Source organism: Amycolatopsis sp. cg13, from assembly GCF_041346965.1.
Lineage (GTDB): Bacteria > Actinomycetota > Actinomycetes > Mycobacteriales > Pseudonocardiaceae > Amycolatopsis.
Genome location: NZ_CP166848.1, coordinates 177,999 through 193,205 on the forward strand (window position 1 = coordinate 177,999; position 15,207 = coordinate 193,205).

Genomic DNA, 15,207 nt, shown 5'->3' on the forward strand with positions numbered 1-15,207 from the left:
ATGGCTGAATTCCAAGCTGACACGCGGACCTCGACCGAGGCGATCGCCATCGTCGGCATGTCCTGCCGGCTGCCGCACGCGGAGAACCCCGCCCGGCTGTGGCAGCTGTTGCGCGACGGCCGCAGCGCGATCGGCGCGCCTCCGGCAAGCCGGCCGGAGCTGCCGTCCCGGCCGGGGAGCTACCTTGACGACGTCAGCGGCTTCGACGCGGGCTTCTTCGGCATCAGCCCGCGCGAGGCCTCGTCGATGGACCCGCAGCAGCGGCTCATGCTCGAGCTCGCCTGGGAAGCGTTGGAGGACGCCAGGATCCTCCCGGCGGATCTCGCTGACAGCCGGACCGGCGTCTTCGTCGGCGTCATGGCCGACGACTATGCGGCGCTCACACATCAGCGTGGGGCCGACGGCATCACCCGCCACACCTTGACCGGCCTCAACCGCGGCGTGCTCGCCAACCGGATCTCCTACGCCCTGGGCCTGCACGGACCGAGCGCCGCCGTGGACACCGGCCAGTCCTCCTCGCTGGCCGCCGTGCATCTTGCGGCCGAGAGCCTGCGCCGAGGCGAGTCGACCATGGCTATCGCCGGCGGCGTCAACCTCGTGCTGGCGCCTGACAGCACCATCGGTGCCGAGCGGTTCGGCGCACTCTCCCCGGACGGTCTCAGCTTCACTTTCGACGCGAGGGCCAACGGATACGTGCGCGGTGAGGGCGGCGCTTTCGTGGTGCTCAAGCCGCTGCGGGCGGCTGTGGCGGACGGCGACCCGATCTACTGCGTGCTGCACGGCAGCGCGATGAACAACGACGGCACGACCGAAGGTCTCACCGTGCCGAGTCCAGCCGGCCAGCAGGACGTGCTGCGACAGGCGTACGAGCGGGCCGAGGTGTCCTCGGACCAGGTGCAGTACGTCGAACTGCACGGCACGGGCACCAGGCTGGGCGACCCGGTCGAAGCGGCCGCGCTGGGCGCGGTACTCGGCGACGGCCGCCTGGACGGGGCCGAGCTGCGGGTCGGTTCGGTGAAGACCAACGTCGGACATCTTGAGGGCGCGGCGGGCATCGTGGGCTTGCTCAAGGCGGCGCTGTGCGTCAGCCACCGCGAACTCGTGCCGAGCCTGAACTTCGAAACCCCCAACCCGGATATCCCGTTCGACGAGCTGAAGCTCGCCGTGCAGCAGCGGCTCGAGCCGTGGCCGCGACCGGACGAGCCGCTCTACGCGGGCGTCAGCTCGTTCGGCATGGGCGGGACGAACTGCCACGTCGTGCTCTCCGACTGGCGCGTCGAGCAGGCGGCGGCAGCGGAGCCGCCGGACGCCGAGTCCGGCCCGGGCGTCGTGCCGTGGGTGGTGTCCGGCAGGTCGGCCGAGGCCGTGGCCGGTCAGGCGGCCCGGCTGGCGTCGTTCCTGGAGGAGCGCCCTGAGCTGGATGCCGCGGCGGTGGCCCGGTCGCTGGTGGTGTCGCGCACTAGTTTCGATCACCGCGCGGTGGTCGCCGGAACGACCCGTGAAGACCTTCTCGCCGGTGTCCGGGCGTTGGCCGAGGACCGGCCCTCGGCCGGTGTGGTGTCGGGCCGGGTGGCACCGGACGACGCGGTGGCGTTCCTGTTCTCCGGGCAGGGAAGCCAGCGCGTCGGCATGGGGCGTGAGCTGTACGAAAGCGAGCCGGTGTTCGCGGCTGCTTTCGACGAGGTCGCCGCGGCTCTTGACGGCCACCTGGATCGTCCCCTCGCGACGGTGATCGCGGGCGATCCGGAGCTGCTGGAGCGGACATTGTTCACCCAGCCGGCGCTGTTCGCGGTCGAGGTAGCCCTGTTCCGCCTGATGACGCACTACGGGATGACGCCGGATTATCTGGTGGGCCATTCGGTGGGCGAGCTGGTCGCGGCTCATGTATCGGGTGTCTTGTCGCTCGAGGACGCGGCCCGTCTCGTGTGCGCGCGGGCGCGGTTGATGGACGGGGTTCCCGCAGGCGGGGCGATGGTCGCCGTGAACGCCGGCGAACGCCGAGTCTCGGGCTGGCTCGAGGGTCGTTCCGGGGTGGACGTCGCGGGAATCAACAGTCCGGCAAGCACGGTGATCTCGGGCGACGAGGCCGCGGTGCTGGAAGTGCTGGACCTGGCTCGTGCCGAGGGGGTGAAGGCGACTCGCCTGAAAGTGAGCCACGCTTTCCACTCCGCGCATCTGGACGGGATGCTGGAGGAGCTCACGGAGGTCGCCCGCGGGCTGACGCATTCGGCTCCGCGGATTCCGGTGGTGTCGAACGCGACCGGCGAGCTGATCGAGGAGTTCACGCCGGAATACTGGGCCGGACAGGCCCGGGCGGCGGTGCGGTTCGCCGACGGCGTCACGACGCTGGCCGGATTGGGCGTCGCGGTTTTCGTGGAACTCGGGCCCGATGCGACGCTGGCGGGGCTCGCGGGCGAATGCCTGGCGGACGTCGAGAACGCGCTGGTTGTTCCGGTGCTGCGAAAGGGCGTTCCGGAAACCCGTTCTCTGGTAACCGCTTTGGCCGCGGCGCACGTCCGCGGCTGCGGCGTGGACTGGGAGCGGTTCCTTCCGGCTTCGGGTGTGGTGGACCTGCCCACGTATGCCTTCCAACGCCAACCCTTCTGGCTGGAGGGTTCGGCGATCGAACCGGTGCGGCCCCGGAGCGGGCGGGCGGAGCGGGGCGGCCCGGAGCGGCCCGCCCCTCGAGGCGACGAGCTGGAGCTGGTCCGTGCGCACGTGGCCGCCGTGCTCGGCCACGGTTCGGCCCGCGACGTGGACGCCGACACGACGTTCAAGGACCTGGGCTTCGACTCCCTCTCGGCCGTCGAGCTCCGGAACGCGCTGCAGAGGGCCACCGGGCTTTCGCTGCCCTCCGGCCTTCTCTTCAACTACCCGACCCCAGCGAGGCTCGCCGAACACCTCGGCGGCTCGGACCGGCTCCAGGACGACGAGGGGGACAAGGCGACGGCTCTCGACGAGCCGATCGCGATCGTGGGCATGGCGTGCCGGCTGCCGGGCGGGGTCGCTTCGCCGGAGGACCTGTGGCGCGTGGTCAGCGGCGAGGTCGACGCGATCGGCGAGTTCCCGGCCGACCGGGGCTGGGACCTCGATGCGCTCTTCGCCGCCGATCCGGACCGGGCGGGCACGACCTACGCCGCGGGCGGCGGGTTCCTGTACGACGCGGACCGGTTCGATGCCGAGTTCTTCGGGATCAGTCCTCGCGAGGCGGCGGCGATGGATCCGCAGCAGCGGTTGCTGCTGGAGACGGCGTGGGAGGCCTTCGAACAGGCGGGCATCGACGCGACGGCGTTGCGGGGCACCCGCACCGGCGTGTACGTCGGCGCGACGGGGCAGGAGTACGGGCCGCGGCTGAGCGAGGCGTCCGGCGGGCACGACGGCTACCTGCTGACGGGCAACACCGCCAGCGTCGCGTCGGGCCGGGTGGCCTACACGTTCGGCTTGGAGGGCCCGGCGGTCACGGTCGACACCGCGTGCTCGTCCTCGCTGGTCGCGCTGCACCTGGCCGCGCAGTCGCTGCGCGAGGGCGAGTGCTCGATGGCCCTCGCCGGCGGGGTGACGGTGATGTCCGCCCCGGGCATGTTCGTCGAGTTCTCCCGCCAGCGCGGGTTGTCCCCCGACGGCCGGTGCAAGGCGTTCTCCGCGTCGGCGGACGGCACCGGGTGGGCCGAGGGCGCGGGTCTGCTGGTGCTGGAGCGGTTGTCGGAGGCGGAGCGCAACGGGCATCGGGTGCTCGCGGTGATCCGCGGCTCCGCGGTGAACCAGGACGGCGCCAGCAACGGCCTGACCGCGCCGAACGGCCCGTCCCAGGAGCGGGTCATCCAGGCCGCGCTGGCGAACGCCCGCCTGTCGGCGTCCGAAGTGGACGCGGTGGAGGCGCACGGCACGGGCACCAAGCTCGGCGACCCGATCGAGGCGCAGGCGCTGCTGGCCGCCTACGGCCAGGACCGCGAAGAGCCGCTTCGACTCGGCTCGCTCAAGTCGAACATCGGCCATACGCAGGCCGCGGCGGGCGTCGCGGGCGTGATCAAGATGGTCATGGCCATGCGCAACGGGGTTCTCCCCGCGACGTTGCACGCGGACGAGCCGACCTCGCACGTCGATTGGTCGGCAGGCTCGGTGGAGCTCCTGACGCGGGCGCGGCAGTGGCCTGAGGCCGGCCGCCCGCGCCGGGCGGGCATCTCGTCCTTCGGCATCAGCGGCACCAACGCACACCTCATCGTCGAGCAGGTCGCGGAGATCGAAGCTCCGGCGGCGGAGCGGCCGGCGCCGGGTCCCGTGCCGTGGGTCGTGTCGGCCAAATCGGCGGCCGCGCTGTCGGGGCAGGCGGAACTGCTGGTGTCGTTCCTGGAGGAGCGGCCGGAGACGGACGTCGTCGCCGTCGGCCGCTCGCTGGCGGTATCGCGTGCTCGTTTCGAGCACCGCGCGGTGCTCGTGGGGGAGACCCGCGAGGAGTTCCTGCACGCTCTGCGGACGCTGACCCCGGGCAAGGCTGTCTCGGCGGGTTCGGTCGCGTTCCTGTTCTCCGGGCAGGGCAGTCAGCGAGTGGGCATGAGCCGTCAGCTGTACGCGGCGGAGCCGGTGTTCGCGGCCGCGTTCGACGAGGTTGCCGAGGCGTTGGATGTCCACTTGGAACGTTCGCTCGCCGAGGTGATCGAGGGCGAGCCGGAGCTGCTTCAGCGCACGGTGTTCACTCAGCCGGCGTTGTTCGCGATCGAGGTGGCCCTTTTCCGCCTGCTGTCCCATTACGGCGTGACCCCGGATTACCTCGTGGGTCATTCGGTCGGTGAATTGGCGGCGGCCCATGTGGCGGGCGTGCTGTCTCTCGCGGACGCCGCGCGTTTGGTGTGTGCGCGGGCGCGTTTGATGGACAGCGTCGCCGAGGGCGGGGCAATGGCCGCCCTGAACGCGGGTGAAGCGCGCGTTTCCGGATGGCTCGCGGGACGGTCCGGGGTGGACGTGGCCGGGTTCAACAGCCCTGCAGCCACGGTGATTTCGGGCGACGAGACGGCAGTGCTCGAAGTTCTCGAGCTGGCTCGCGAAGCGGGCGTGAAGGCGACGCGGCTGCGAGTGAGCCATGCTTTCCATTCCGCGCACCTGGACGGGATGCTGGCGGAGCTCACCGAGGTCGCCCGGACTCTGACCTATTCGGCTCCCCGGATCCCGGTCGTTTCGAATGTCACCGGCGAGGTGATGGAGGAATTCACTGCCGAGTACTGGGCTGTTCAGGCCCGTTCGGCGGTGCGGTTCGCCGACGGCATCGCCACGCTGGCCGGTCTTGGCGTGACGGCGTTCGTGGAGCTGGGTCCCGACGGGACGCTTGCGGGTCTGACGAACGAGTGCCTGGCTGACACCGAGGGCACCTGCGTGGTTCCGGTGCTGCGCAAAGACCGTGCCGAGAAGCGTTCCCTCCTCGCCGCCTTGGGCGCGGTGCACGCACACGGCGTAGAGGTGGACTGGGCGAGGTTCTTGCCGGGTTCCGGCATGGTGGAGTTGCCGACGTACGCGTTCCAGCGCGAGCGGTTTTGGCTGAACGCCCCGCGTTCCGGTGATGCGGGATCGCTGGGCTTGACGGCGGTGGACCACCCGCTGCTGGCCGCGGTGATCGCGGAGCCGGACGGGGACGCCGTGCAGTTCTCCGGGGCGGTGTCGTTGCCGACGCATCCGTGGCTGGCCGATCACGCGATCGGCGGGGCGGTCCTGGTTCCGGCTACGGTGTTCCTCGAGCTGGCGGGTCATGCCGCCGACCGGCTCGGATACGCCGCCGTCGAGGAGCTCACTCTCCACGCGCCCCTCATGCTGACCGGCAGCGCGGCAGTCTCGATCCGGCTGACCGTCGATCGGGGCGACAAGCACGGCGAACGCCGGTTCACGGTGTACTCGAGGACCGGCGAAGAGCAGTGGACCGCGCACGCGGCCGGCCTGCTCGCCCCCGTGGCCGCCGCGGCAGGGGTTTCCCTGGAGCAGTGGCCCCCGGCCGACGGCGTCGCCATCCCGCTGGAGGGCGTCTACGACCGCCTCGCCGATCTCGGTTACGGGTACGGGCCGGCCTTCTCCGGTCTCCGCGCGGCCTGGCGTGCCGGAGACGACCTGTTCGCCGAAGTCGTTCTGCCCGATCAGCTGCGCGGCGAAGCCGGACGGTTCGGCGTGCACCCCGCACTCCTCGACGCCGCGCTGCACCCGCTGATCCTCGTGCTCGAAGCGACGCAGGACGAAAGCAAGATCCACCTGCCGTTCTCGTTCTCGGGCTTCGCTGTGCACGCGGTCGGCACCACGGTGCTGCGGGTCCGCTGGACTCATACCGGCCAGGACACCGCGCGTCTCGCCGTCGCGGACGGGGCCGGCGCGCCGGTGGCGACGTTCGAGGCGGTCTCGCTGCGGCCGATCAGCCGCGATCAGCTCGCACCAGCGGGCCGGGCCGCGGAATTCCTGTACCGGGTGGCGTGGGAGGCCGTGCCCGCGGCCGGGCCGGTCGACGAGCAGCGGTGGGTCCGGGTCGGCGGCAAGGGATCGCACGCGGACCTCGGCGAGCTGCGCGCCGCTGTCGACGCGGGCCTTCCGGCTCCGGAGTTCGTAGTGCTGAACGGTCAAGAACTCTCGGCCGACCCGTCGGCCGAGGTGCTTTCCCGGACCCACGCGACGGCGGCGCGCGGTCTTGAGGCGGTGCAGGAGTGGCTGACCGCCCCGCAATTCGCCGAGAGCCGCCTGGTCGTCGCCCTGCCGGACGGCGCGCTGCACACGGCCGCGCTCGCGGGCCTGATCCGCACGGCCCAGTCCGAGAACCCGGGCAGGCTGATCCTGGCCCACCTGGACGACGGCGGGGCGGAGTCGCTGCCGGCGGTGCTGGCCTCGGGCGAGCCCGAGGTCGCGGTGCGGGGCGGTCAGTTGTTCGTGCCGAGGCTGGCGCGCGCGGCGGACGCCGTGGCGGGTGTGGCGGAGGGGCTGGATCCGGAGGGCACGGTCCTGGTGACCGGTGCTCTGGGAACGTTGGGCCGGTTGGTGGCGCGTCGGCTGGCGACGCATCACGGCGCGCGGCACCTGCTGCTGGTGTCGCGTCGTGGCAGCGAGACTCCGGGCGCCGCCGAGTTCGTGGCGGAACTTGCGGAGCTGGGTGCGCGGGCCCGGGCGGCGGCGTGCGACGTGGCGGACTTCGACGCGCTGGCAGGCTTGCTGGCCGAGGTTCCGGCCGAGCGTCCGCTGACCGCCGTGGTGCATGCCGCGGGTGTCTTGGACGATGCGACGGTCGCGTCGCTGTCGGCTGATCAGCTGGAGCGGGTGATGCGCCCGAAGGCGGACGCGGCCTGGAATCTCCACCGCCTCACCGAGTCCCTCAGTCTCGCCTCGTTCGTCCTGTTCTCGTCCGTCTCGGGGCTCATCGGGAATGCCGGCCAGGCCAACTACGCGGCCGCGAACACGTTCCTCGATGCCCTCGCGCAGCATCGCCGCTCCCGGAACCTGCCCGCCGTGTCCCTCGCGTGGAGCCTGTGGGCCGGTGTCGACGGCATGGCAGGCACCCTTGCCGACGCCGACGTCGCGCGGTGGAAGCGGAGCGGAATCGTCCCGCTGACCCCGGAACTCGGTCTCGATCTGTTCGACGCGGCGTTCGCCTCGGCGGAACCGCTGCTGGTCCCCGCCGAACTCGACCTCGGCGCCCTGCGCGCCCGTGCCGAGGAGAACGCGCTGCCCGGACTGTTCACCGGCCTGGTTCGCGTCCGCCGCAGGCAGGCCGCCGGCGCCGGCTCGTCGTGGGGCCAGCGGCTGATCGCGCTGCCCGCCCCGGAGCGCGCCCGGGCCGTGCTCCAGACCGTGCGGGAGACCGTGGGCCTGGTTCTCGGGCACGGGGCGAACGCCGACATCGACCCGGCCGATGCCTTCAAGGACATCGGCTTCGATTCCCTCACCGGCGTCGAATTGCGCAACCTGCTCAATTCGGCGACCGGCCTGCGACTGCCCACCACCCTCGTGTTCGACCACCCGTCGCCCCAGGCGGTGGCGGACTTCCTGCTGGACCGGCTCGAAGCGACCGGAACGGCCGCCGTCCCGCTGGCGGCCGCGCACGCCCCGGGCTCGGACGAGCCGATCGCCGTGGTCGGCATGGGCTGCCGCTATCCGGGCGGGGTCTCCTCGCCGGAGGACCTGTGGCAGCTCGTGGCGGAAGGCCGGGACGCGATCGGCGAGTTCCCCGCCGACCGCGGCTGGGACGTGGAACGCCTCTACGACCCGGACCCCGGGAAAACCGGCACGTCGTACACGCGCAAGGGCGGATTCCTTTACGAGGCCGCGGAGTTCGATGCCGAGTTCTTCGGGCTGAGCCCGCGCGAGGCGATCGCGACCGACCCGCAGCAGCGGGTGCTGCTGGAGGTCGTGTGGGAGGCGCTGGAGCGCGGGGGAATCGACCCCGGCTCGCTGCGCGGTTCCTCGACCGGGGTCTACGCGGGGGTGATGTACAACGACTACGGGGCGCGGTTGGGGAGCGCGCCGGAGGGCTTCGAGGGGCATCTGCTGACGGGCACGATCAGCAGCGTCCTGTCGGGGCGGGTGGCTTACACGTTCGGTCTCGAGGGGCCGGCGGTCACGCTCGACACGGCGTGTTCTTCCTCGCTGGTCGCGGTGCACCTGGCTGCTCAGGCGCTGCGCCAAGGCGAATGCTCGATGGCGCTCGCCGGCGGGGTCACCGTGATGTCCACGCCGACGACCTTCGTCGAGTTCTCGCGTCAGCTCGGTCTGTCGCCCGACGGGACCTGCAAGTCGTTCGCGGCGTCGGCGGACGGTACGGGCTGGGCCGAGGGCGCGGGCATCGTGGTGCTGGAACGCCTGTCGGACGCGCAGCGGCTCGGGCACGACATCCTCGGGGTGATCCGCGGTTCCGCGGTCAACCAGGACGGTGCGAGCAACGGCCTCACCGCGCCCAACGGGCCCTCGCAGGAACGGGTCATCCGCCAGGCCCTCGCCAACGCCCGCCTCGCTCCGCACGAGGTGGACGCCGTCGAAGCGCACGGCACCGGCACCCGGCTCGGCGACCCGATCGAGGCCAACGCGCTGCTGGCCGCCTACGGCCAGGACCGCGAAGAGCCGCTGCGCCTCGGCTCGGTCAAGTCGAACATCGGGCACACGCAGGCCGCCGCGGGTGTCGCGGGCATCATCAAAATGCTGATGGCGATGCGCAACGGGGAGCTTCCGGCGACGCTGCACGTGGACGAGCCGACGCCGCACGTCGACTGGTCGGCAGGCGCGGTGGAGCTGGTCACCGAGCATCAGGCATGGCCGGAGGCGGCGCGTCCGCGTCGCGCGGCCGTCTCTTCCTTCGGCATCAGCGGCACGAACGCGCACGTGATCCTCGAGCAGGGCCCGGAGCCGGTGGTGGCCCGCGAACCGGTGGCGGCGGGGCTGCCGCTGATGATCTCAGCGAAGAGCGAAGCGGCCTTGGCGGCGCGCGCCGGCCAGGTGCGGGAGCTGCTGGCCTCGGCGGACGCCGATGCGGCGCGAGTGGCTTCGGCTCTCGCCACCCGCGTCCCGCACCTTCCCTTCCGGGCGGCGATTTCGGGCGCCGGCCGGGACGAGCTGCTCGCGGGTCTCGGGGCGTTGGCCTCGGGCGAGTCCGCGGCGAACCTGCTGCGGGGCGCGGTCGCCGGCTCGGGCAAGACGGTGTTCGTCTTCCCAGGGCAAGGTTCGCAATGGCAGGGCATGGCCCTGGGACTCTTCGACTCCTCCCCGGTGTTCGCCGAGCGGCTGGCGGAGTGCGAGCGGGCGTTGGCTCCGTTCGCGGACTGGTCGCTGCTGGACGTCCTGCGCGGCGCGGAGGGAGCTCCCGGTCTCGATCGGGTGGACGTGGTGCAGCCGGCACTGTGGGCGGTGATGGTTTCCCTCGCCGCGTTGTGGCGTTCGACGGGCGTCGAGCCGGACGCGGTGATCGGCCACTCGCAAGGGGAAATCGCGGCGGCCGCGGTGTCGGGGGCGTTGTCGCTGGACGACGCGGCGAAGGTCGTGGCGTTGCGCAGCCAGGCGATCGCGAAGCTGGCCGGTACCGGCGGGATGGTCTCGGTGGCCCTGCCCGCCGACGAGGTCCGCGAGCTCGTCTCTCGTTGGGACGGCGCCATCGATCTCGCCGCGCACAACAGCCCGCGTTCCGTGGTGGTCGCCGGCGAGGTGGCCGCTCTCGAGGAGATGGTCGCCTACTGCAAGGACAACAATGTGCGCGCCAAGCGCGTCCCGGTCGACTACGCCTCCCACTCCGCGCACGTCGAAAGCCTGCGCGACGAACTGATCGACGCCCTGTCCTCGATCACCCCGCGCGCCGTCACGGTGCCCTTCCTCTCCACCGTCACCGGGCGGCCGCTCGACGGCACGGAGCTCGACGGCTCGTACTGGTTCCGCAACCTCCGCCAGACCGTCCAGCTGGAGGAAGCCACCCGGACCCTGCTCGACGAGGGCCACCGCTTCTTCATCGAGGCCAGCGCCCACCCGGTGCTGACCGTCGCACTCCAGGAGACGATCGACGACACGCCGTACGACAGCGCCGTCACCGTGCCCTCGCTCCACCGTGACGAGGGCGGGCTCGACGATTTCCTCGCCTCCGCGGCGCAAGCCCACGTCTCGGGCGTCCGGCTCGACTGGGCTGCCGCGGCCGGCGGACCCGGCGCGGCCGTCGACCTGCCGACCTACCCCTTCCAGCGCCGCCGCCACTGGCTGGAGGGCCCCGCGCCGGCCGGGGACGCGGGCGGGCTCGGCATGGCCGCCGAGCGGCATCCGCTCATCGGCGCCGCGCTTTGGACGGCCGACGAGGACAAGCTGGTCCTGAGCGGCCGGATCAGCCTGGCCACGCAGCCTTGGCTGGCGGACCACGCTGTGGCCGGCACCGTGTTGCTCCCCGGTACCGCCTTCGTGGACCTCGCCGTCCGGGCAGCCGACCACGCGGGCCTCGACCAGGTCGACGAGCTGACCCTCCAGGCGCCGCTGGTGCTGGCCGGCGGCGGCGGAGTGCAGCTCCAGCTCGTGGTCGGCGCTCCGGACGAGGAAGGGCGGCGCGCGCTCTCGGTCCACTCCCGCCCGGAGCCGGAGCCCGGCGACGCCGCGATCCGCCCGTGGACCCTGCACGCCAACGGCGTACTGGGCCGCGCGGAAGGATCGCCGGGAGCACCGACTGGTACCGCCTGGCCCCCGGCCGGTGCCGAGCCGGTCGACCTGACGGCGGCGTACGACACGCTCGCCGAGCGGGGTTTCCAGTACGGACCGGCCTTCCGGGGCCTGCGGGCGCTGTGGCGCGCCGGCCGGGAGATGTACGCCGAGGTCGCGCTCCCGAAGGACGTCCCGCCGGGCGAGTTCGGGATCCACCCGGCTCTTCTCGACGCCGCTCTGCACCCGCTGGCGCTCGCGGAAGACGGCCGCTTGGTGCTGCCGTTCGTCTGGACCGGCGTCCGGCTGCACGCGGTGAACGCCAGCGTGCTGCGGGTGCGGATCACCCCGGAAGGCTCGGGCGCCGCCCTGTCCCTCGCCGACGCGAGCGGTGCGCCGATCGCGTCGGTGCAGACGCTCAGCCTGCGGGCCGCGGACCCCGCGCAGCTGGCCGGCTCGGGCACGCCCCGCCAGCCGCTGCTCCAGGTGGAATGGACGACCGCGCCGGAGGCGGCCCCGGCCGCCGGATGGGCCGTCCTCGACGAGACCGGCCGCGGGTTGCCCGCTCCGCTGGGCAGCTGCTCGGACCTCGCCGGCATTGTCGGGACCCCGCCGCTCGTCGTGATCCCCGTCTCCGGCGACGACGGTCCCGGCGCCGCGGCGCACCGGGCCCTGCGGCTGGCTCAGGAATGGCTCGCCGAGGAGCGGTTCGCCGAGTCGCGCCTGGTCTTCGCGACCCGCGACGCGACCACCGCCCGCACGGAGGCCGGACTCGGCTCGGCCCCCGTCTGGGGGTTGGTGCGTACCGCGATGACCGAGAACCCCGACCGGTTCGGCCTGCTGGACGTGGCGGACTGGGAACTCTCCGAAGCCGATCTCGCCCGTGCGTTGGCCGTGCCGGACGCGCAGGCGAGCCTGCGTGACGGGGCGCTGCTCGTACCGCGGCTGGTCAAGGCGCCCGCGACGGGCGACGCAGTGCCCGCCCTGAACCCCGAGGGCACCGTGCTCATCACCGGCGCCACCGGCACCCTGGGCCAGCTGTTCGCTCACCACCTCGTCGCCGAACACGGCGTGCGGCACCTGCTGCTGGCGAGCCGCCGCGGCCGGGACGCGGCGGGCATGCCGGAGCTGGAAGCCGAACTGACGGCCCGCGGAGCGGACGTGTCCGTGGTCGCCTGTGACACGGCCGAACGCTCGGCGGTCGCCGCGATGCTGGACGCGATCCCCTCGGCGCACCCGCTGACCGCCGTCCTCCACACCGCTGGCGTCCTCGACGACGGCACGCTCCACGCCCTCACGCCTGAGCAGCTCGACACCGTGCTGCGCCCCAAGGTCGACGCCGCCTGGAACCTGCACGAGCTGACGGCCGGGCTGGAACTGGACGCGTTCGTCCTGTTCTCCTCGCTGGCCGGAACGGCCGGCACGCCAGGACAGGCCAACTACGCCGCGGCCAACGCCTATTTGGACGCCCTCGCGCACCACCGCCAAGCCCACGGCCTGCCGGGCACGTCGTTGGCCTGGGGCTTGTGGGCCGAGGGCAGCGGGATGACCGGCCACCTGACCGATGCCGACCTCGCCCGCATGTCCCGGGGCGGTATCGCCCCCATCGGCACTGCGGAGGGGCTGGCGCTGTTCGACGCGGCTCTCTCGGCCGGTCAGCCGGTGCTCGTTCCGGCGCTGCTGGACTACCCGGCGCTGCGGGCACGGAGCGAGAGCGGCGGCCTGCCCGGGCTCTTCCACAGCCTGGTGCGCCCGGCCCGGCGCGCCGCCGCCGGGGAACAGGCGGGCGGGAACTCCCTCCGGGAACGCCTGGCGCTTCTGGCCCCCGGGGACCAGGAACACACCGTGCTGGAACTGGTCCGCGGTGCGGTGGCCTCAGTGCTGGGGCACACCGACGCCGGCCAGGTCGCTCTCGACCGGGCCTTCACCGAACTGGGCTTCGACTCGCTCAAGGCAGTGGAACTGCGCAACCGGCTGAACGCGGCCGCCGGCCTGAAGCTGCCCGCGACCCTGGTGTTCGACTACCCGAACACGGCCGAGCTGGCCGGTTTCCTGCGCACCGAACTGCTCGGCTCGGCCGCCGCGGCGGCAGTGACCGAACCGGTCACCGCAGCCGTCGACGAGCCGATCGCGATCGTCGCGATGGCCTGCCGCTATCCCGGCGAAGTCAGCTCGCCGGAGGAGTTGTGGGCGCTGCTGTCCGACGAGCGGGACGCCATCGGCCCGTTCCCGGACGACCGCGGCTGGGACCTGGACAGCCTGTACGGCACGGGCCCAGACCACCCCGGCACTTCCTATACCCGGCACGGCGGATTCCTCTACGACGCCCCGGAATTCGACCCGGAGCTGTTCGGGGTGAGCCCCCGGGAGGCCACCGCCATCGACCCGCAGCAGCGCCTGCTGCTGGAAATCTGCTGGGAGGCCTTCGAACGCGCGGGCATCGACCCGACTTCTCTCCAGGGCAGCCAGACCGGCGTTTTCGCCGGCGTCATGGCCAACGACTACGCGGCCCGTCTGAAGGACGCCCCCGAAGCCCTGGAGGGCTACCTGGCGGTCGGCAGCACGGTCAGCGTCGCCTCGGGTCGCGTGGCCTACACGTTCGGCCTGCAGGGACCGGCGATCACCGTCGACACCGCCTGCTCCTCCTCGCTCGTCTCCATCCATCTCGCCGCGCAGGCGCTGCGGAACGGCGAATGCGGGCTGGCGCTGGCCGGCGGGGTGACAGTGCTGGCCGCGCCCACTCTGTTCGTCGAGTTCAGCAGGCAGCGCGGCCTGGCTCCGGACGGCCGGTGCAAGTCCTTCGCCGGGCAAGCGGACGGCGCGGCCTGGGCCGAAGGCGCCGGAATCCTCCTGCTGGAGCGGCTCTCCGACGCCCGGCGCAACGGCCGCCGGGTCCTCGGCGTGATCCACGGAACCGCCGTCAACCAGGACGGCGCGAGCAACGGCCTCACCGCCCCCAACGGCCCGTCCCAGGAACGGGTGATCCGCCAAGCCCTGGCCAACGCGGGCCTGACCGCCGCGGACGTCGACGCGCTCGAGGCGCACGGCACCGGCACCACGCTGGGCGACCCCATCGAGGCCAAAGCGGTCATCGCCGCCTACGGGCAGGAGCGCCCGGTGCCCCTGCTGATGGGCTCCCTGAAGTCCAACATCGGGCACTCCCAGGCGGCCGCCGGCGTGGCCGGCGTCATCAAGATGGTCATGGCGATGCGGCACGGAGTGGTTCCCAAGAGCCTCCACATCGACGAGCCCAGCCCGCACGTGGACTGGTCCGCCGGGCAGGTGGAACTGCTGACCGAGGCGGCGCCGTGGCCCGAGTCCGGCCGGCCACGCCGGGCGGGCGTGTCCTCCTTCGGCATCAGCGGCACGAACGCCCACCTCATCGTGGAGCAGCCGCCGGCCGAGGCGACGGTCCCGCTGGCCGAGCCGATGCCGGTCGTGCCGCTGCTGCTGTCCGCGCACAACGACCCGGCCTTGCGCGCGCAGGCCGACCGGGTGGCCGCGGCCCTCGCCGGACAGCCGGACCTGGCGTCGATGGGCCGAACCTTGGCCTTCGGCCGGGCCGCGCTGCCGCATCGCGCCGTCGTAGTGGCCGCCACCGCCACCGAAGCGGTCGACGGACTCGCGGCATTGACCGTGCGGGGCACCCCGGTGGAAGGCCGCACCGCGTTCCTCTTCACCGGGCAGGGCAGCCAGCGACTCGGCATGGGCCGGGAGCTGTATACCGCCTTCCCCGCCTACTCCGAGGCGCTGGACGCCGCGTGCGAACAGCTCGACCGGTGGCTGGAAACGCCGCTGCTCGACGTCCTCTTCGGCGAGGACCCGGCGCTGCTGGACCAGACTGGCTTCGCGCAGGCCGCGCTGTTCGCCACCGAGGTCGCGCTCTTCCGGCTCCTCGAAAGCTGGGGCGTCCGGCCGGGCTTCCTCGCGGGCCATTCCATCGGCGAGCTGGCCGCCGCGCAGGTCGCCGGCGTCCTCTCGCTGGCCGACGCGGCGCAGCTCGTCGCGGCCCGCGGCCGGCTGATGCAGGCACTGCCCGGCGGCGGCGCGATGCTCGCCGTGCAGGCGGAGGAGCAAGAGGTCCTGCCGCTGCTC

At 72.6% G+C, this 15,207-nt stretch carries 1 protein-coding gene (cut by a window edge); it reads left to right on the plus strand.

Features of this window, described 5'->3' with window-relative positions; genetic code table 11:
- Positions 1–15,207 carry the 5' portion of an SDR family NAD(P)-dependent oxidoreductase gene (locus AB5I40_RS00730; RefSeq protein ID WP_370936455.1) on the plus strand. The gene runs 3,306 nt beyond the window's last position, so 15,207 of the gene's 18,513 nt are visible here — the first part of the coding sequence; it begins with the start codon at positions 1–3; its stop codon lies beyond the right edge, outside the window.